At 64.1% G+C, this 18,682-nt stretch carries 18 protein-coding genes; 8 read left to right on the forward strand and 10 right to left on the reverse strand.

What is annotated here, in order from left to right; all coding sequences use genetic code 11:
* Positions 1-109: 109 nt before the first annotated feature.
* Positions 110-2,248: a hypothetical protein gene (locus tag IPL75_05815; protein ID MBK9239773.1), complete on the reverse strand. Its 2,139-nt coding sequence runs from the start codon at positions 2,246-2,248 to the stop codon at positions 110-112.
* 5 nt (positions 2,249-2,253) lie between these two features.
* Positions 2,254-2,931, reverse strand: a complete 678-nt coding sequence (locus tag IPL75_05820; protein MBK9239774.1) for a DUF305 domain-containing protein — start codon at positions 2,929-2,931, stop codon at positions 2,254-2,256.
* A gap of 87 nt (positions 2,932-3,018) precedes the next feature.
* Here IPL75_05820 and IPL75_05825 point away from each other — a divergent pair, with 87 nt between their 5' ends.
* On the forward strand, positions 3,019-4,092 hold the full coding sequence (locus IPL75_05825) for a SurA N-terminal domain-containing protein (GenBank protein MBK9239775.1): 1,074 nt from the start codon (positions 3,019-3,021) through the stop codon (positions 4,090-4,092).
* A gap of 227 nt (positions 4,093-4,319) precedes the next feature.
* On the opposite strand, the gene IPL75_05830 is transcribed toward IPL75_05825, so the two are convergent.
* On the reverse strand, positions 4,320-5,498 hold the full coding sequence (locus IPL75_05830; protein MBK9239776.1) for a hypothetical protein: 1,179 nt from the start codon (positions 5,496-5,498) through the stop codon (positions 4,320-4,322).
* 105 nt (positions 5,499-5,603) lie between these two features.
* Between IPL75_05830 and IPL75_05835 the strand changes: the two genes are divergently transcribed.
* Complete coding sequence (locus IPL75_05835; GenBank protein ID MBK9239777.1) at positions 5,604-5,789, forward strand: hypothetical protein; 186 nt, start codon at positions 5,604-5,606, stop codon at positions 5,787-5,789.
* 9 nt (positions 5,790-5,798) lie between these two features.
* On the opposite strand, the gene IPL75_05840 is transcribed toward IPL75_05835, so the two are convergent.
* The 4 genes from IPL75_05840 to IPL75_05855 form a co-directional block, all read right to left on the reverse strand.
* On the reverse strand, positions 5,799-6,551 hold the full coding sequence (locus IPL75_05840; GenBank protein MBK9239778.1) for a response regulator transcription factor: 753 nt from the start codon (positions 6,549-6,551) through the stop codon (positions 5,799-5,801).
* 4 nt (positions 6,552-6,555) lie between these two features.
* The gene (locus IPL75_05845; protein ID MBK9239779.1) at positions 6,556-7,605 is read right to left on the reverse strand and encodes a histidine kinase; all 1,050 of its coding nucleotides are present in this window, start codon (positions 7,603-7,605) and stop codon (positions 6,556-6,558) included.
* A gap of 31 nt (positions 7,606-7,636) precedes the next feature.
* Positions 7,637-8,050, reverse strand: a complete 414-nt coding sequence (locus IPL75_05850) for a hypothetical protein (GenBank protein ID MBK9239780.1) — start codon at positions 8,048-8,050, stop codon at positions 7,637-7,639.
* Positions 8,051-8,148: 98 nt separating this feature from the next.
* Positions 8,149-8,694, reverse strand: coding sequence for a winged helix-turn-helix domain-containing protein (locus IPL75_05855; protein ID MBK9239781.1), 546 nt, complete (start codon positions 8,692-8,694; stop codon positions 8,149-8,151).
* 90 nt (positions 8,695-8,784) lie between these two features.
* Here IPL75_05855 and IPL75_05860 point away from each other — a divergent pair, with 90 nt between their 5' ends.
* Positions 8,785-10,257 (forward strand): hypothetical protein, encoded by a 1,473-nt coding sequence (locus IPL75_05860; protein MBK9239782.1) that lies wholly within the window; start codon positions 8,785-8,787, stop codon positions 10,255-10,257.
* 6 nt (positions 10,258-10,263) lie between these two features.
* On the opposite strand, the gene IPL75_05865 is transcribed toward IPL75_05860, so the two are convergent.
* Genes IPL75_05865 through IPL75_05875 form a run of 3 tightly spaced genes read right to left on the reverse strand, consistent with a single transcriptional unit; the run spans position 10,264 to position 13,304 of the window.
* A complete protein-coding gene (locus tag IPL75_05865) occupies positions 10,264-11,184 on the reverse strand; it encodes a TIM barrel protein (GenBank protein ID MBK9239783.1) in 921 nt (306 codons plus the stop codon).
* Positions 11,185-11,188: 4 nt separating this feature from the next.
* The gene (locus IPL75_05870) at positions 11,189-12,505 is read right to left on the reverse strand and encodes a Gfo/Idh/MocA family oxidoreductase (GenBank protein ID MBK9239784.1); all 1,317 of its coding nucleotides are present in this window, start codon (positions 12,503-12,505) and stop codon (positions 11,189-11,191) included.
* A 10-nt stretch (positions 12,506-12,515) separates the two neighbouring features.
* On the reverse strand, positions 12,516-13,304 hold the full coding sequence (locus IPL75_05875) for a formylglycine-generating enzyme family protein (GenBank protein MBK9239785.1): 789 nt from the start codon (positions 13,302-13,304) through the stop codon (positions 12,516-12,518).
* A gap of 169 nt (positions 13,305-13,473) precedes the next feature.
* Between IPL75_05875 and IPL75_05880 the strand changes: the two genes are divergently transcribed.
* The 5 genes from IPL75_05880 to IPL75_05900 are packed head-to-tail and all read left to right on the forward strand — an operon-like array spanning position 13,474 to position 18,674.
* Positions 13,474-14,361 (forward strand): FAD:protein FMN transferase, encoded by an 888-nt coding sequence (locus tag IPL75_05880; GenBank protein ID MBK9239786.1) that lies wholly within the window; start codon positions 13,474-13,476, stop codon positions 14,359-14,361.
* A 10-nt stretch (positions 14,362-14,371) separates the two neighbouring features.
* Positions 14,372-15,238: a DUF1080 domain-containing protein gene (locus tag IPL75_05885; protein MBK9239787.1), complete on the forward strand. Its 867-nt coding sequence runs from the start codon at positions 14,372-14,374 to the stop codon at positions 15,236-15,238.
* Positions 15,239-15,279: 41 nt separating this feature from the next.
* Entirely contained in the window at positions 15,280-16,404 is a 1,125-nt protein-coding gene (locus tag IPL75_05890; protein MBK9239788.1) for a Gfo/Idh/MocA family oxidoreductase, read from the forward strand.
* Between the two features lie 19 nt (positions 16,405-16,423).
* Positions 16,424-17,356: a TIM barrel protein gene (locus IPL75_05895; protein ID MBK9239789.1), complete on the forward strand. Its 933-nt coding sequence runs from the start codon at positions 16,424-16,426 to the stop codon at positions 17,354-17,356.
* Positions 17,349-18,674 (forward strand): Gfo/Idh/MocA family oxidoreductase, encoded by a 1,326-nt coding sequence (locus IPL75_05900; protein MBK9239790.1) that lies wholly within the window; start codon positions 17,349-17,351, stop codon positions 18,672-18,674. The genes IPL75_05895 and IPL75_05900 overlap by 8 nt, the downstream gene beginning before the upstream one ends.
* Positions 18,675-18,682: the final 8 nt, after the last annotated feature.

Consider the following 18,682-nt stretch of genomic DNA (forward strand, 5'->3'; position numbering starts at 1 on the left):
TCGCATTGTAGCGGGCGGCCCGGCATTGCCGGACCGCCCCAGTGTTGGAGGGCACGGGCTTCAGCCCGTGCCGGAATCGTCCCGGGCTAAAGCCCGGGACCTCCGTACTTCAGCGCGTTGCCGCGGCCAGGTCGTTGACCGCTTTCACCAGCATCTGCACCTTGGCTGAATCCGATGAACCGGAGACCGAGCCGCTGAGCGTGGTGCCCAGCTGCTGCAGTGCCGTGCGACGCGCCGCGCCCGAGAGGCCCTCGGCGCGCGTCAGGGCACTGCGTGTGCTTGTGATTGTGCCGGCCGCGAGGCCCTTCGAACGTTCGAGCTGATCGACAAACGCCTTCGCCATCGCGAAGCTCGGCGGCCAGACGATCTTCCGCTGGTCCTGCGCATTGGCTTCGTTGAAGGTCACGGTCTTGGCGGCATCGATCTCGTTCTGCGAGAGGTGCGGTGTGGGCACCATCTCGTAGATATCGAGACCGCGCGAGATTTCCGAGCTGTAGATCAGGCCGTTGTACCAGTAGACCGACCACGAACCGGCGCTCAGCAACCGCGTGCCGTCGAGCGGACCGCGGTCGAAGTAGGCCATTTCGAACGGCTTCTTGGGGTCGGTCCAGTCGAACACCGTGATGCCGCCCTGGTAGAAGCCCTGCACCATGATGTCGCGTCCGGGCACGGGCAGGAGCGAACCGTTGTGCGCCACGCAGTTTTCGAAGTCGGTCTGGGCGGCGGGCATTTTGTAGTAGCTGTGGAAGACCAGCTTGCCGCGTTCGATGGTGAAGATCGCGTTGGCGCCCCATTCGAGGCGATCCGTGCTGCGGCACCGCGGGCTGCTTCCGCCGCCCCACTCGTCAGAGAACAGCACCTTGGTGCCGTCGTTGCTGAACGTGGCCGAATGCCAGAACGACATGTTGATGTCGCCCGCCGCGTCGATGCGAACAGGGTGAGTCGGCTCGCGGATGTCGAGGAGCAGTCCGTAGCCGCCGCACGCACCGCCGGCAAAACCGGATTCACCGTACACGGTGATGTCGTGGCACTGGTTCGGGCCGGTCGGAGGGCCGCCGGCACGTCCACCGCGTCCGCCTGCGGGCGGGGCACCGGGCGCACCGGCTGCGGGCGGGGCACCTGCAGGGGGCGCGCCTCCGGCAACAACTGGCGGGGCACCCGCCGCGGGGGGCGCACCGGCCGCGCCTGCCGCCGGCGGACCGCCCGCGCGTCCTGGTTCCACACGACGGGGAGGCGGCGCGAGGCCGGTGAAGATGCGCGCGTAGTTGCCGACCGCCGCCTTCTCGGGCGCCGCGAGCGGTACTTTGATGACTTCCACGCGGAACTGCGCCGAGTCGGGATTGTCGGTCAGGTTGCCACCGACGCAGCCGGCCAGTTCTTCAGGCGACCGTACGCCGGCCGAACCCGAGATGTAGACGTAGACGTTTTCCTTGTCGTTGGGATCCTCAATCACCGTGTGCGTGTGCGAACCGCGGCACGTCTGCACGTTGCTGACGTACTTCGGATTCTTGATGTCCGAAATGTCGAAGATGCGGATACCGCGGATGCGTTCCTTGCTGATGGGTTCCGGCACACCCTGTGAGCCGCAGTCCAGGCGTGCATTCGTGCCTTCAGACGACACAAACAGCAGGTGCTTGAACACCGAGACGTCGTTCTGCGAGGCGGGGCAGGGGATCGTCTTCACGAGGACGGGCTTCGCGGGGTTCGACACGTCCCAGAAGATGATGCCGGCGTAGTTGCCCTGCACCACGTACTTGCCGGTGAACGCCAGGTCAGAGTTCGTGATGCCGCGGTGCCCTTCGGGCGGCGGCGTCGTGGAGACGAGGCGCATGTTCCATGCGGCCTGCGCGGCGTCCCAGTACCCGGCCTTGAGGCCGACACGCGGATCGGGCGTCGGCGCCACAGCCGAGATCGTCGGGGTGATCGGCGTCGGCATGACGGCCGGCACCGGAGGCACGGGCGGCGGCGGGTTGCCGCGCCCACCGGCGCGTCCACCCGGCGCAGCGCCGGGCGCACCCGCCTGCGGAGCGCCGCCGGCCGGTACAGCTGCGGCTGGTGCCGCAGCAGGCGCCGGTGTAGGCGCAGGCGCAGCGACCATGGGCGTCGGCGCGGGCGCCGCCACTGCAGGCGCTGGCGTAGCCGGCGCGGGCGCCGACGCCGGTGCCGGCATCCTCGAGGCGCAGGCCGCCAGTACGACGGCGCCGGCAATCGAGGTGACAAATCGAACGGTAATGGATTTCTGAGTCATGAGCGTCAACGTCCTCCTCCAAGGGTCTCAAGCAGCTGTTGCATGCGTTCTATTTCCGCTTCCTGGTCGGCCTGCACATCTGCCGCGAACAAGTACACAAAGTCGTCCTGTGCCGCGCCGTGTGACGCGAACAGTTCCTGCACCATGCCAATGGCGCCCTGGTGGTGTTTGATCATCCCCACCAGAAACAGTCGATCGAAATCCTTGCCGCGCGCTTTCTTGAGCGCGGCCATTTCGCCTTCGTTCAGCATGCCCGGCATCAGCATGTCGTGCACCATGCCGTCGTGATTCATCTTCATGTGCGTCGCGTCGGCGGCAGGCACCTCCTGTGCCCGGTCTCGCAGCCACGTACGCATGAAGGCGATTTCGTCGCGTTGGCTGATGAGCATGCGCTCACACATCAACTGGACGGTCGGGCTCGCGCCGTTCGTCGGAGCCCACCCGGCCATGACCACGGCCTGCGCGTGATGGGGAATCATGCCCTGCATGAACTTCACGTCCGCCGCGCTGTATGGCTGGCGGACCAGTTCGGGCCGGGCTTCAGGGTCCACAAGCGGGGCGAGGGGCACGGCGCCGGGCCGCGGCGCGGCCATCGCCGGGGGGCGGGCCGCGCTTTGGCACGCGGACGCCGAGGTGGCCACCAGGATTCCAGCCAAAATGGTGCGAATGGACGTCACAGTCATCGGAAATGTCTCCACGGGGATTGCCGAAGTGTAAGCGATCCCGGGCTGGATTCACATTAGACTGAAGCCCTGACCTTTTCTGGCTGAATGGAGAGAGCGTTGCTGACCCGATCGATTGTTGCTGGTGTGGTGGTGGGAGCCCTGGTGTTCACCGGGGCGTGCGGCGGGGCCAATTCGGCCGCGCCGGCGTCTGCCGACGTGTGGGCGGTCGTGAACGGCAAGGAATTGCGCCGCGATCACGTGGAGCGCCTGTATCGGACGATGCTCGATCCGGGGGCGCCCGCGCCAACCGACGAGGAGGCCCTGGGCGCAAAACTGGGCATTCTGGAAGACATGATTCAGGACGAAATCCTCCTGGCCCGGGCGGCGGCGCTGAAGGTTGAGCCGACCGCCGACGAGGTGGCCAAGGCTGTGGCCGACCAGCGCGGCGCGCTCTCCGAAGAGGCGTTTACCAAGCAACTTGGCGACCGCCGAATCACGATGGACGAGTTTCGCGAGGAAGTCCGCCGCGAGATCATGGTCCGCAAGGTCGTCGAAAAGGAAGTGACCGAAAAAATCGTCATTGCTGACGACGAAGTGACGGCGTTTTTCGACAAGAACCGCGCGCAGTTCAACATCCTCGAGCGCCAGTATCATCTTGCGCAGATCGTGGTGAACTCGCAGCCGAACGCTCAGGTGGGGAACCGCAGGAATGACGACGCCGCCACGCCCGAACAGGCGCAGCGCAAGGTGACGATGCTGACGGAACGCCTGAGAACGGGCGACAACTTCGCGGAGCTTGCGGCGGACTTCTCGGAAGACCAGCAGTCAGCCGGAAACGGCGGCGACATCGGCTTTGTGCCGCAGTCGCGCATCGATCAGGCGCCCCCGCAATTGCGTCAGGCCGTCATGGCCATGAAGCCCGGGCAGGTCAGCACGGTGACCGCCGGTCCCCAGGTCACCATCCTCGCGCTCGTCGCGGTGCAGGAGCCTGGACAGCGCGAGATCAGCGACCCTGAAGTGAAGGAAGCGATTCGCTCGGGCCTCAAAGACCGTCGCACGCAGTTGCTGCAGACCGCGTACATGAGCCGCATCCGCAACGAGGCGACCATCGTCAACCACCTTGCCAAGACGCTGGTGGACGGCGTGGGCAAGGCCCCGGACGCAGCCATTAGCAAATGAGGAACTTGGGAACTTAGGAACTGAGGAACTGGTATCCGCATGCCCAGAATGGCCAGCGGGTTGCCATCAACCCTGGGCAAATAGCGCAAATAGCTGGTATGTGAGTTGCACTCACACCGTGCATGTTAAGAATCCTTGGTTCCTACGCCCTCTCCAGACTTCTCGGGTTCGGCCTGTTTGGTGCGATTGTCATTTACGTCATCATCAGCATCCTGACCTGACGCGGCCTACGAGGGCTGCAGCATCAGCCGCATCGTCTTGCCCGGATGGGCGAAGTCGTGCCGAACCTGCGTCCAGCCGATGCAGTGAAGGTAATAGACCAGGTTCAGCACGAGTAACCCGGCGGTGATCGCCAGCGTTGAGTTGAAGCGCACGATGCCGGGGAGGATGACCGGTACGAGCAGGCCCATCGCAAGCGCCGCGCTGCGCAGCCCGCGTTTGTCGGGAATGAGCAGCACGATGAGCAGGTGCCGTGCGGTGTTCATCTTGAAACCCAGGAACAGCGCAAAGGGCACGATGCCCCAGCCGATGCGATCCTCCCAATCAAATTTCAGGCGCGTCTCCACGTACCACAGGCACAAAGCAAACGGCACCGCCAGCGCCACGGCGCCGAGGGTTTCTGCCGTACTGCCCTTGAATTCCTCGTGGAAGGAGTAGATCGAAAGGTACTCGTCCCAGATAGCCATGGGCAGCACGAACCCCGCCAGCAGAATGGCGATGACGACAAGGGCCGTGCGCCTCGGCAGGAGAAAGAGATTCTTCAGGTAGTAGGCGGGCGAGAGCTTGATCGTGATCGCCAGCGCGATCAGCGGATGCGACCATGTCGATCCACCCCGCGCCCCATGCAGGGCCACCATGACGACCGTCAGCATGATCAGATACGTCACGTCCTGGACGGCGACGAAGCGATATCCGAAGTACACGAAGTTGCCGAACAACAGCGGAAAGACATACCAGCGTGTGCGCAGGCAGTAAGTGGCGACAAGGCCCACGAAGATCACCGCCAGGATCAGGACCGCGCCATAGAAGCCGATTCCGGCGGCTTCACCCACCGCATACAGAGCCGCCTGCGAGAGCAGCGTCACCGGCGGATACGGACTTGATGCCTGCTTGGACCAGGTCTCGGCCTCAAGTGGCGTCTGATCCAGGGCCCGCGTATACATGTCGGACGGATCGTTGAGGATGACCCGGGACGCGTACATCCCGGCGATCGTGTCGGGGCCGTATTGTTCGGGCTGGTCGATGGCCGGCATCCAGGTGACCTTGGAGAAGTCCACGTACACCCTGGGCACTTCGGAAACCGCCAGCACCAGCATTCCCGCCAACGTCGCCGCGATCATGGCGTACTGAACCGTTCGCGGCCACGCAAGGAGGGCCGCGTCGATGCGACGGATGGTCTGGATCATTGGGGCCATCCTCTCCCGCAGGCGCGCTCGACGTCAAACGGAGGTGACCGCCTCACTGTGCGAAACGGCACGGACGCCGTCGGCGCCTCCGCCGTAGCATGCGGTATGTCCTGGCTCGCATGGTTCGCTCTCGCGCTCGTGATCACCGTGTTTGCCGCAGTCACCGGTATCAAGGGGAAGGGGACGCGTCACGTCGCGGGCACCCAGCTCATGGGCGTCGCCCGCGTCGTCCTGCTCCTCATCGTCGCGGTCGTTGCGTATGCGGCCTGGAACGCGTATTCGGTGCGATAGCTGCTGTCCCTAGGGGAGTGCCCGAAGCCGTTCCTCCAGTGCTTCACGGCACGTACGCGCGACCGGCACTTCCGCGCCAGAGGTCACACGCGCGACCAGTCCACCGCTGACCGTAATGGTGAGTTCCCTGACATGCCGGATGTTGACGGCGGCTGACCTGTGGACCCGGACCATGGACGCCGGGTCGATGGTCCGGAGGAACTGCTTCAACGTGCCACGCCGCAGGATACGTTCACCGGCGAGGTGCAACAGCACGCAGTAGTCCTGCGCTTCGATCCACTGGATGTCTCGCACCGCCACAAACCGGATGCGTTCACGCTCCTCGATGCGGATTCTGGAAGGGTAGGCCGGCTGCGCCGCCACCCAGACCCCCACGCGCTGACGGAACTGGCCGAGGTGCCGGCGTCCCACAAGGGCGCGCGCGCGGCCAATCGCTTCGCGCAACCGATCCTCGCGGTACGGCTTCACCAGATAGTCGAGGGCGTGCAACTCAAAGGCGCGGATGGCGTGTTCGTCGTGCGCCGTCGCAAAGATGACCAGCGGCAGTTGCGCTGGGTCAATCCCGGCGACCACGTCCAGGCCAGTCTTCTGCGGCATCTGGATGTCCAGGATGAGCACGTCCACGTCGTGCGTCCGTAACAGCTCTTCGGTGCCTTCGCCGGTCGCCGCTTCACCGACAATGGTCACGTCAGGCTCAGCGGCCAAAAGAGCTCGCAGCCCATTCCGCGACACCTCCTCGTCGTCGGCGATCAGCACGCGCATGGGTTCATGCCCGCCTGAAGGGGAGGTCGAGCGACACGAGCAGGCCGCCGCCCTCGAGCGTACGGAGGGTGAAGGTGTGGTCGGAGCCGTACAGATACCGCAATCGCTCGGATGTGTTCTTCAAGCCGACACCAGGGGAATCCCCGCTGGCTTTTGTTTCCATCCCGGGGCCGGCATCCTGCACATCGATGATGAGTCGCTGCTCTCGTATGCGAGCGGTCAGCACCAGCCGGCAGCACCCATCCGAAGCGGACACGCCGTGGCGCATCGCATTCTCCAGCAGTGGCTGCAGAATCAGGCTCGGCACAAGGGCGTCGAGTGCCTTCGGCTCGAACGTGACCTGCGCCTGCAGCCGGTCGCCAAACCGTTCGCGTTCGATTTCCAGATAACGCTCGACGATGCGCACTTCGTCTCGCAGGGGAATGACCTGGGCTCGTTCGCGAAGCACATCGCGGAGCAGATCACTGAGGGCCAGCAGCATCCGCTGCGCCGGCTCGACGTGGTGTGTGCGCAGTTGCATCACGATGTGGTTGAGCGTGTTGAAGAGAAAGTGCGGATTGAGTTGCTGCCTGAGTGCATCAAGGCGCGCCTCGGCGACTTCAGCGCGCAGCCGCTCGGCCACTTCGGTCTGCCGCCGCCGAGACTCCGCGATCATGAAGCCTCCCGCAATCGCGGTGTACAGGATCGCGTCCGGCCAGTATTGCCGCGACACTCGCGGAAGTTCACGGATCGCCATTGTGGAAACCGCGTTGACCGTGGCCTGGTAGAGAAGGCCGTGCGCCGTGGCAAAGGTCGCCCAAAGCAACACATGTTCGGCCAGAGTGCGCGCACGATCGATCAGCCGATCCGGTCGCGATCGCCGCACCCGCCAGTCGATGAACGGCGCGATGATCGTCCACGGATACCACTGGGCGATACCGTAGACGATCATCTCAAACAGCGGCTCGGCGATCTCCCCCGGCTCGGTCGACTCTCGCCTGCCCAGCACCGTGAGGACGATGGGCACGGAGGCGATCAGAATGCTGATGGCCGCGTAACGAAACCGGTGGCGCATCGCCGCAACACTATCGCGCACGTTGCCCGGTTCACAACTTCGGCGGGGCCTTCTTGAAATACAGGGTCATCGGGCCTTCGGGTGTCTTGCCTGCCATCACCAGCCACTCGCCGGATCGGGAGAAGCTGAGGACCTGCGGGTCCTTCGAGGGAACCACAGTGGTCACTTCAAGCGTGTCCCTGTTCCAGCCCGCTTTCCCTTTCACGCCCTTATCCAGCGTGGCTTCGGTTCCGTCCATCGGGAAAGTTACGGTTCGACCCGCTCCGTCGCCAAACGCCACGGACACGGCCGTCGCGGTCAGACCAATCGTGAGGGCCGGGGGCCCGTCCGCCTTGCCCGTCTTCGTCGCGTCAAACACCCAGGAACCCGCAAGGTCCCGGCTTTGAGCAAACGTCGTCATGGTGAGTACCGTCACAGCGGCAAACAAAAGTGCCAGTCGCTTCATGTCATTTCCCCTCTGGGCCGCGCGACCATCGCACGGGTTGACTAACGGTGACGTAGCGTGCCGGGGAACCGGCGCGGAATTGCAGGGAAGGGCAGCGTTTACGCAGCCGGAGAGCGGTCCGCCGCTGCAAAAAGTGGGCTCCAGAGAATGACGCCGATGATGGCGGCGGCTGACACAAGGTGCAGCGGCGAGCCATGCGCGTCAATCGCGTGCGTGCAGAGGCCCAGGACGACCACGGCACTCATCGCAAGCGCGACGCGGCCCTTGATCGAATCGAACAGCGAACCAGGCAGTATCGGCCCGGGCGACGCCCGCGGCTCGGCCACATCCTCGCGCATCACAAGCATGCGGTATCCGCGTTGGGGCACTGTTTGGACGAATTCCTGATCAGGCGCCACGGTGGCAAAGGCCTTTCGCGCCTCGCAAATGGCGCGTGCCAGGGCGTGATACCCAACGTGCGTCTCTCCCCACACCTGCTCGGTGAGTGAGGGCCTCGACACGAGTGCCGTGCCCTGCCGGGACAGGGCCACGATCACATCCATGACCCGCGGCTGCACTTGGAGTGTGGCCGCCTCGGAACTCAAGCGCAGGTGTTCGGGGTCAACGAGCACCGCTCCCAGTCGAAATTGTGTGTGCGACGTCATTTCATCTCCTCAAAGGGCCTTGACCTTCAAATCAAACGGAGATCAAGCGCCGGCAGAGTCATTTACGACAGAACCGCCGTAGAAGTGCGCATGAAGCTCATTGCCCTTTTCCTGCTGGTGCTGGTTTCGGCCGCGATCACCGTGTCAGCCAGTGACCCGTTTGGGTGGGTGTTCGGTTGTGGACTATTCGGCGTGGGGGCGGGTCTTGTCATCGGATGGGCTGCCATCGTCCGCCGGCTGATTCGGTCTCGTGGCGCTTTCGGCCGAGCACTGGGCTATTTGCTTGCAACCGCCACTGGCGTGGCCCTTCTGGTCATTGCGGTTGGGTGGGGTGACTATCGCCGAATCGCCTTTCGACGCGCCGATGCGGGGGCCTGGGCGGCTGATATCAAGACATTGCTGACTGACGTCGAACGGTTGCCGCCCGGGCTCGCGGCCACTGCCCGCCGCACGATGGCGCCTGAGCTGATCGGCCTTGAGCGGGACCTTGACGCCCTCAACGACGACCAGCGTCAAGCTCGACTCACGCGTGCGATTGCTTCGTTGCGAGACGGGCACTCGATGGCCTTCCCGTACTTCCCCAGTACGAGCTTCTCGCTGGTCCCACTTCAGCTGCGATGGTTCAGCGACGGTTTGTTCATCACCGCGGCTCCCGCCAGCCGTCGCCAGCTCGTGGGACAACGGGTGGTCCGCATCGCCGGGCTCCCTGTCGAGGAGGCGCTCAACGCGGTGCGCCCCTACGTGGCCGCCGACAATGACACCGCGATACGAACCCGGTCCACGTACTACATGTTGAGCCCGCGATTCTGGAGCGCCATCGGTCATCCGACCGATCCAGACCGGCTCCAATTCGGGCTTCAGTCGTCGGGCCAGGAGCACATCGCGGAGCTGTCCACCGTTTCGAGGTGGCGTTACTTATGGTGGGTGTTTGAGCCGCGCCGCTGGATCAGGCCGCCGCGTCTGTCTCCGAACGCCGCTCCGTCCTTTGAGTGGCGACGAGACAACTTCTGGATCACCCCGTTGCCCGAGAGGAGCGCCGTGTACGTGGCGTTTCGAGCGGTGCAGCCCAACGGCAAGGAAACGCTCACGGCGTTTGCCACGCGCATATTGACTACAGCCCGGTCGTCAGGCGCACAACGGATCGTCATAGATGTTCGTGAAAATGGCGGCGGCGACAACACCCTGTTCCGGGGGATGATCAAGACCCTTCGCGAAAGCGAGTTCAACGTGAAGGGCCGCCTGATGCTCCTGATTGGTGGAGGGACGTTTTCGGCCGCGACCAATTTTGTGTCGGCCATGGAACGAGACACCGCAGTGACGCTCGTCGGGGAGCCGACGGGGTCAGGGCCCAATCACTTCGGCGATTCGCAGCCGACACGGTTGCCTCGTACCGGCATCATGGTGTTTCTCTCGACCCGCTATCACCAATTTGGCGCGGCCGACGACGACCGAGTGGCGCACGATCCGGAGGTCGCGGTCACCACCAGCGCTGCGGACTACTTCGCCGGGCGCGACCCGGTGCTCGAAGCCGCGTTGGGGTATCAGCCGTCGAGAGGCCGGTAGGGCTGATCAGGTCCAGGCGTCGGCGGCCACGTACGCGTTGATCACGGCTCGTTCGCCGTCACGGCCGCGCGTGGCGTTGCCGTGTTCCATCCCGACAACGCCGGTGAATCCCTTGCCGTGAATGTGTTTGAACACATTGCGGTAGTTGATCTCACCCGTGCCCGGTTCGTTGCGGCCGGGGTTGTCGCCCACCTGCACGTACGCAATCTCGTCCCAGGCTGTGTCGATGTTGGGGATGAGATTCCCCTCGGTAATCTGCTGGTGGTAGATGTCGAACAGGATCTTGCACGACGGACTGTTCACGGCCTTGCAGACCAGATACGCCTGCGGGCTGGACGTCAGGAACATGCCCGGGTGATTCCGTAGCGTGTTGAGCGGCTCAAGCACCATCACCAGTCCGTGCGGTTCCAGCAACTTCGCGGCCATGCGAAGTGTCTCGACCACCTTCGCGGTTTGATAGTCGAAGTGTGGGCGCTTATCCACGTGGCCGGGAACGACGGTCATCCACTTCGCGCCGACACGTTTGGCGATGTCGATCGACTCCGTCACCTCTTTGAGGAAGGTGTCGCGATGCGCGCCCGCACCAAGCGTGAGTGTGGGTTCCGTCCAGTTGATGGTGTGCGCCACAAACACACCCATCTTCATGTTGAGCCGCGCCAGCGTCTTGCCGATCAGTTCCTGGTCGGCCACGGTGCGGCCGCGCATGCCGTTGTCTTCAAGGGCCGTGAACCCTTCGGCGGCCATGAACTCGAGCTGCGCCACGAGGTCGGCACCGGAATGCTCACGGAACATTCCGAAGTGCGGCGCATAGTTGAGCCGGAACTTGCGAGCGGGCTGCGGCAGCGCGTCGGCCCAGATCCGGGGGCCGGCGAGGGCCAGACCCGTTCCGGCCAGGAGCGTTGATGTGAGGAACTGACGCCGGAGCATGGCGCTACTCATTCCACATACGTTCGAGTTTGGTTTTGCCCGGCATCGGCACGGGCGGAACGGTTAGTGACCCGTAGTCGGTGGCGCCCACCGGAGGCGTGAGGTCCTGCTTCGCGTTGAGCACGCCCTCCCACGTCATTTCCTGACCGGTGTAGGCGGCTTCGCGTCCCATGATCGCAGTCAACGTGCTTTCCGCCACCTGCTTCAGTTCGTTGTACGGCCGGCCGGTCCTGATGCTTGCCACCAGGTCTGTGTGCTCCTGCACGTAGCCGTTCGGGCGCCGTTCGGGCACCTTGTACGTCCAGGGCGTGTCGCCAACAATTTTCGACGACGCATCCGACATGCCCTTGGTGCCGACGAACCACTCGCCGACCCGGTTTGCGGAACCGGGAATCTGACGGCACATGCTCATGATGCGTGCGCCGCTCGCATACTCATAGTCCACCGCGAAGTGATCGTAGATGTGACCGAACTTCGGATCCGTGCGGAACTGCCGGCCGCCCACGCCGGTCGCTTTCACCGGATGCGCACCGAGCACCCAGTTGGCCACGTCCAGGTTGTGGACGTGTTGTTCGACGATGTGATCGCCGGAGAGCCAGGCGAAATAGAGCCAGTTGCGGATCTGCCACTCGGCGTCGGTCCACTCGGACTTGCGATCGCGCGACCAGAGGCCGCCCTGATTCCAGAAGACCTGGCCGGACATGACCTGGCCGATCGCGCCGCCCTGAATGCGCTCGATCGTCTCGATGTAATCGGCCTGGTGACGGCGCTGTGTGCCCACGCCGATGCCGAGATTCTTCGCGCGCGCCTTCTCGTATGTCGCGAGCACGGATCGGATGCCGGCGGCATCCACCGCGACCGGCTTCTCCGAGAACACGTGTTTGCCGGCTTCAACTGCGGCGGCGAGGTGGGTGGGGCGATAGCCTGGGGGCGAGGCGAGAATCACAAGGTCCACACCCGAATTGATGACCTTCTGGTACGCATCGAATCCGGTGAAACACTTGTCGTCGGTGACCTTCATCTTGGCGGCAATGCCGGCGTTTGATGCACCGAGTTTCGCAAGCTGCGCGCGGCACTCCGAGAGGCGATCCGGTGCGAGGTCACCCAGTGCGACAAGTTCGACGCCTTCGGCGCCGCGCAGGCAGTCGCCTGCCGCGCCGGTGCCTCGTCCGCCACAACCGATGACGCCGACTCTGATGACGTCGGAGCCCCAGATGTGGAAACCGTGCGCGCTGCCCGGCCAGGCCATCGCCGCGGCCGCTGCCGCAGTGGTGTTGAGGAAGGTGCGGCGCGAAACGGGCGGAATCTTTGTGTCTGACATGGGAGCCTCGTTACTGAATCTCTCTGACCAATCGAAAGCCCACAAACGGGCCATCGGATAACCACCACCGACTCTTCGGCAACTGCGGATCGCGTTCGTTCCAGTACTCGTCCTGCACTGCGCGGCCCGCCGGGCCGATGCCGTCAGGACCATCTCGAAATGATCCGCCCCGCGTCACGAGCTGGCCATCTTTCGCCATGACCCATTCCGCAGCGTTACCAAACAAATCAAACAGGCCCAGCCGATCTGGCGCCTTTGTCCCCACCGCGTGGCTGTGTGCGGAAGCATTGTTCCGATGCCACCCCATACCGTCGAGCGCGTCCGGCGTCAGCGCTTCCGGCCCTGCGGCGAGAGCGGCCACATGTTGCCACTCGGCTTCCGTGGGTAGACGATAAACCCGTCCAGTCTTTTGCGAAAGCCATTTCGTGAAGGCCTCCGCCGCCTGTCGGGTGACGCTGATCACCGGGAATCCGGCGTGGCCCCAGCCGTAGTCGGGTGCACCGTACGGGTTGGACGGACGCGCCACACCGTCGCTGCCGGCCGGCCGGCCCCCAGGCGTATCGAGGCCGAGCGCAAAAACGTCGTACATGTCCCAGGTCACTTCGGTTCGGCCGATGTAAAAGGGACCTGCGCTGGCGCCTTTGGGCACCAGGACCATGTCGAACGTCACGGTGGTGCCGGCGATGGCCTCGCGATAGTCCTTCTCCTGGGGAGCCGCGGTCAGCGATACGATGGCCAGCGTGGCGACTCCGCAGACCAGTGCAAAACGACCTCTGAGGTCGTTTTGGCGCTGCGCCACGCCGGCGAAAGGACCTCTGAGGTCGTTTTGTCTCTGCGGTATCAAAACGACCTCAGAGGTCTCATTCGTCTGCATCATCGCGTCGCTCTTCCTTGCGGCGCCTCAGGCGTCTGTCCGGCCACAAGCTCCCCCTCGATTTGAATATGCGCAGGTCCACATGGGCATGCCTGTGCGAATCGTACTGTACGCCAGGGACGAAGCGGCGGCCATCCGAGCCGCGACCGCCGCGTTTGCGCGCATCGCGTCGCTCGACCGGGCGATGAGCGACTATCGGCCCGACAGCGAGATCCGCGACCTCTCGCGCCTCTCACCTGCGCCCGTCATCGTCTCCCAGGACGTCTTTCGCGTCGTCGCCCGCGCGATCGCGATCTCGCGGGACACCGACGGCGCCTTCGACCCCACGGTCGCGCCGCTCGTCGCGCTGTGGCGCGACGCGCGGACGACCGGGCGCCTGCCCGCACGCGCGGCGATCGACGCCGCGCGTGCGCGGACGGGCTGGCGCCGCGTCGAACTGGACGCGGCGCGGTCGTCGATCCGCCTGCCCGATCCGGGCATGCGGATCGACCTGGGCGGCATCGCGAAAGGCGACATCCTGCAGGCCGCCCTGACGACGCTGCGCGACGCCGGGGTCGGCGTCGCGCTCGTCGACGCGGGCGGCGACATCGTGGCGGGCGATGCGCCACCCGGCCAGGCCGGGTGGCGCATCGCGGTGCCCGAAACGACCTCTGAGGTCGTTTTGCCCGTGGGTACACAAAACGACCTCAGAGGTCGTTTCGTGTACATCGCCAACGCCGCGCTCGCCACCTCCGGACCCGCCGCCCAGTTCGTCCAGATCGACGGCGTGCGCTACTCGCACGTCGTCGATCCGCGCACCGGCTGGGCGCTGACGACAAGCGTCACCGCACACGTGATCGCCGCCGATGGCGCCACGGCCGACGCGCTGGCCACGGCGGCCACCGTGGCCGGGGCACGCGGCCTTGACGCCATTCGCGCCCGCTTCCCCGAGGCGCGCATTTATCTCGTCGAATCGGTAGGCGGCACCGCCGCAGTGCGATAACCTCTGCGACATGAAGAAGGTCTTGATTGCGTGTCTGCTGGCGATGGCCGCCGCCACGCCGCACGCGCAGATGGCTGGGCCGCGATTCGAGTGGATTCAGCTCTTTAATGGCAAGGACCTGACGGGGTGGACGCCCAAGTTCTCGAAGCACGAGCTTGGGGTCAATCTGCACGACACCTTCCGCGTGGAAGAGGGCCTCCTGAAAGTGCGGTACGACAAATGGACCGCCTTCGCGGGCGAGTTTGGCCACTTGTTCTACAAGGACGCGTTTTCGTACTACCTGATCGCGGCCGAGTACCGGTTTGTCGGTGAACAGCTGCCCTCGGCGGGTCCCGGACTTGGATGGGCCGTGCGCAACAACGGCCTGATGTTGCATTCGCAGGCGCCGGCCACGATGGTCAAGGACCAGGACTTTCCGATTTCTATCGAAGTGCAGCTTCTGGGCGGGCCGGGGAATGGCTCGCTGCGGTCTACCGCGAACCTCTGCACACCAGGCACACATGTCATGATGCGCGGCCAGTTGCGCACGGCGCATTGCACCAACGCCAAGTCCAAGACCTACGATGGCGATCAGTGGGTGCGCGTGGAGGTGCTGGTGCAGGGCGACGAGGTGATCCGCCACATCATCGAGAACGAGACGGTACTCGATTACGAGAAGCCCCAGATCGGCGGCGGCAACGCATCGCCTACCGACCCGGCGGTGAAAAAAGATGGCACCGTACTGACCGAAGGGTTCATTGCCATTCAGTCGGAAACCGCGCCCACCGACTTCCGGAAGATCGAACTCGTGAATCTCGAAGGCTGTGCGGATCCGAAGGCTACGAACTACCGGTCCTACATCATCAAGGCCAACACGGGAATGTGCCTCTACAAGTAACTTGGGAAATTAGGAACTGGGGAACTTAGGAACTTGGGAACTTGGGAACTGGGGAACTGATGGCGGATCGTGTGTTGGGTGTTGGGCTCGTGGGTGTGGGATGGGTGGCGGCGCAGCATCTGCAGGCGTTCAAAGGGAATTCGCGCACGCGCATCGTCGCCCTGTGTGGACGTGATGAAAGCCGGGCGCGAAAGAAGTTGGCTGATGCGGGCGTCCACGTACCAGAGGCCAGGTTTACTACCCGCTACCGCGACCTGCTGACCGCTCCAGACATCGACATCATTTCGATCGCCACGCCGAACCATCTCCATGCTGCCCAGGCCGTGGCTGCGGCGCGCGCCGGCAAGCACCTTCTGCTCGAGAAGCCGACAGGACTCGACCACGCCGAGTTGAAGCAGATTCGTCAGGCGGTCACCCGTTCGGGCGTGCGCACCATCGTGTCCTTTGAGCTCCACTACAACCCGTACCTCCGCTTCGCGAAATGGCTGCGCGAAGAAGGTTGGCTGGGTCGCCTGGTCTTTGCGAGATTCCAGTACCTGTCACGCGTGACCGACTGGTATTCCGGCTGGTCGTGGGTACGGACCAACAAAAGCGGCCGCAGCCACTTGCTGGCGGCCGGGTGCCATGCCGTGGATGCACTCAGATGGTGCACCGGCCTTGAAGTGATGGACGTCTCGGCGTTCCACACGAAGGTGACGCGGGGTTATCAGTGGCCCACATCAATTGTCGTGAACCTCACCATGGACTCGGGTCGAAAGACGGCTCCGGTATTGGCCCAATTGACCAGCTCCACCGACCTCCAGTTGCCGTACACTTTTGGGGTCGAGATGATGGGAGACCGCGCGTCGCTTCGAGACGACTTGATTCTCTGGAACGAGACACCCGTTGATCTGGCCGCCCTGCGCGCGGCCTGCCCGTTTGACGATGTGACGTTCGAAGAAGCGAAGACCCAGACCGGCGCGTCAGCCATCAGAATCAAGACAGCGATGCCGGGATCGGCCGACGTAGCGCACCATCCGTTTCAAGGCGAAATCGACGAACTCGTGGCCTGCATCTTCGAGGATCGCGAGACCCACCTGAATGTCCATGACGCAGAGTTGACGATGCGAGTGTGCCTGGCCGCAGACCGCTCTGGAGCCCTGCACGGCAGGCCCGTGCGGGTGTAGGGTGTTGAAGGAGCGTGTGATGATCACAAACTGGACCCGGCGACGATTTCTCACCTCCACTGTGGCCGGCGTAACCGCGCTGCCTGTGGCGCGCGCCCTGGCCTGGGCGCAGGCCCCGCGGCCGGCTCCGCTCTTCAAGATTTCGCTGGCGCAGTGGTCGCTGCATCGCGAACTGCAGTCGAAGCGGCTCGATCACCTGGACTTCGCAAAGACCGCAAAGCAGGACTTCGGTATCGAAGCCATCGAGTACGTGAACAGCTTCTTCAAAGACAAGGCGCGCGACGCTGCGTACCTCAAGGAGATGAACACGCGGGCCGCTGGGGAAGGCGTGACCCAGCACCTGATCATGTGCGACGGCGAAGGCCAGTTGGGTGATCCGGATGCGGCCAAGCGCGGCGTCGCTGTTGAAAATCACCGGAAGTGGGTGGAGGCTGCCAAAACACTGGGGTGCGCCACCATTCGGGTGAACGCGGCCAGCGCGGGGAGTTTCGACGAACAGCAGAAGCTGGCGGCCGATGGACTGAGGCGCTTGACGGAAATCGGCGCGTCCATGGACATCAATGTGGTGGTTGAAAACCACGGTGGCCTGTCGTCAAACGGGCAATGGCTCGCCGGTGTCATGAAGATGGTGGGCCACCCCCGGTGCGGCACCCTGCCGGACTTTGGCAATTTCTACGAATACGACCGCTACCAGGGTGTGGCAGACCTCATGCCGTTTGCCAAAGCGGTGTCGGCCAAGACCCACGACTTTGACGAGGCCGGCAACGATACAAACAAAGACTATCGGCGCCTGATGAAGACCGTGCTCGACGCCGGTTTCCACTCCTGGGTGGGCATCGAGTACGAGGGATCGAAGATCCCCGAGCGCGAAGGCATCTCCAGGACGAAGCAGCTACTTGAACGTGTGCGTGACGAGTTCGCCCGCACGAGGATGGGAGTGTTCCATGACTGAATCAAAATCGCGTCGCGACTTTCTCCGTAAGGCCGCGGCCGCCGCGGCATTGGCGTCGGCATTCGGTGAGTCCGCGCGTGGCGCCGGCGACGATCCGGCTGACGATTTCGAACCCATTCCGCAGGCGCAGGCCCGTGCGCCGATTGGCGCGGACGGCGTCGTGAACGTCGGCGTTATTGGCACCGGCGGCATGGGCACGGGCCACTGCGATGCGCTGGCGCGGTTCGCCGCGGAGTCGAAGGCGATTCGCGTCGCGGCCCTCTGCGACCTGTGCGATCCGCGGGTGCAGAACGCCAAGACGCGGGTGGACAAAGCGCAGGGCGGCGACGTGCCAACCTACCGGCGCCATGAAGATCTGCTCGCAAGGCCCGACATCCACGGCGTGTTGATTGCGTCGCCGGAACACTGGCACGCGCGGTTGGCCGAGGATGCGATCAAGGCCGGCAAGGACGTGTACGTCGAGAAGCCGATGACCATCAACCTCAAGGACGCCCTGCGCCTGAGGAAAGTGGTCAAAGCCAATCCCGGCGCCATTGTCGTCGTTGGTACGCAGTTCGTGATGACGCCCAGTTACATGGCCGCCGAGACGCTGGTGAAAGAGGGCGCCATCGGCAAGCCGGTGTGGAGCCAGACCAGCTATTGCCGGAACTCGAAGACGGGCGAGTGGAATTACTATGCGCTTGATCCGGCCTGGAAGCCGGGCGAGAACCTCGACTGGGAACGCTGGTGCAAACCACTGGGCAAGGCAAAGTGGAGTCCCGAAATCTACGCGCGCTGGCGCCGGTACAAGAAGTATTCGTCGGGCATCATCGGCGATCTGCTGGTGCATCACGTCACGCCCACCCTCAAGGCCCTGACGGAAGTGGGCTGGCCGGTGAAGGTGGTGGCCACCGGCGGCCACTACATCGACAAGGCGATGGAGAACCCCGACCAGATCAACATCAACGTGGAGTTCGAGCACGACCACTCGATGATGATTGCCGGTTCCACCTGCAATGAACTGGGCGTGGAGCGGATCATCCGCGGGCACAAGGCCAACCTGTTCGTGGGTGGGCGGAACGCGGTGATTCGTCCTGAGCGCATCTGGGCTGACGAGATCGAAGAACGCGAAATTCCACCGCCGCCCGGACCGGTACTCGACCCGCAGGAAGCACTGCGTCGTCACTGGATTGACTGCATCCGCACGCGGCAGGCGCCGCGAAGCGATGTGGAGCTGGGTACCAAGGTCATGGTGATCGTTGACCTGGCGCAGCGGTCGTTCTGGGAAGGTGGCGCGTTTGGTTTCGATCCGCGCAGCGGAAAGGTCAAGCGGCTCTGACCGATCGC

It is taken from the genome of Acidobacteriota bacterium (genome assembly GCA_016716905.1).
Taxonomy (GTDB): domain Bacteria; phylum Acidobacteriota; class Vicinamibacteria; order Vicinamibacterales; family SCN-69-37; genus SYFT01.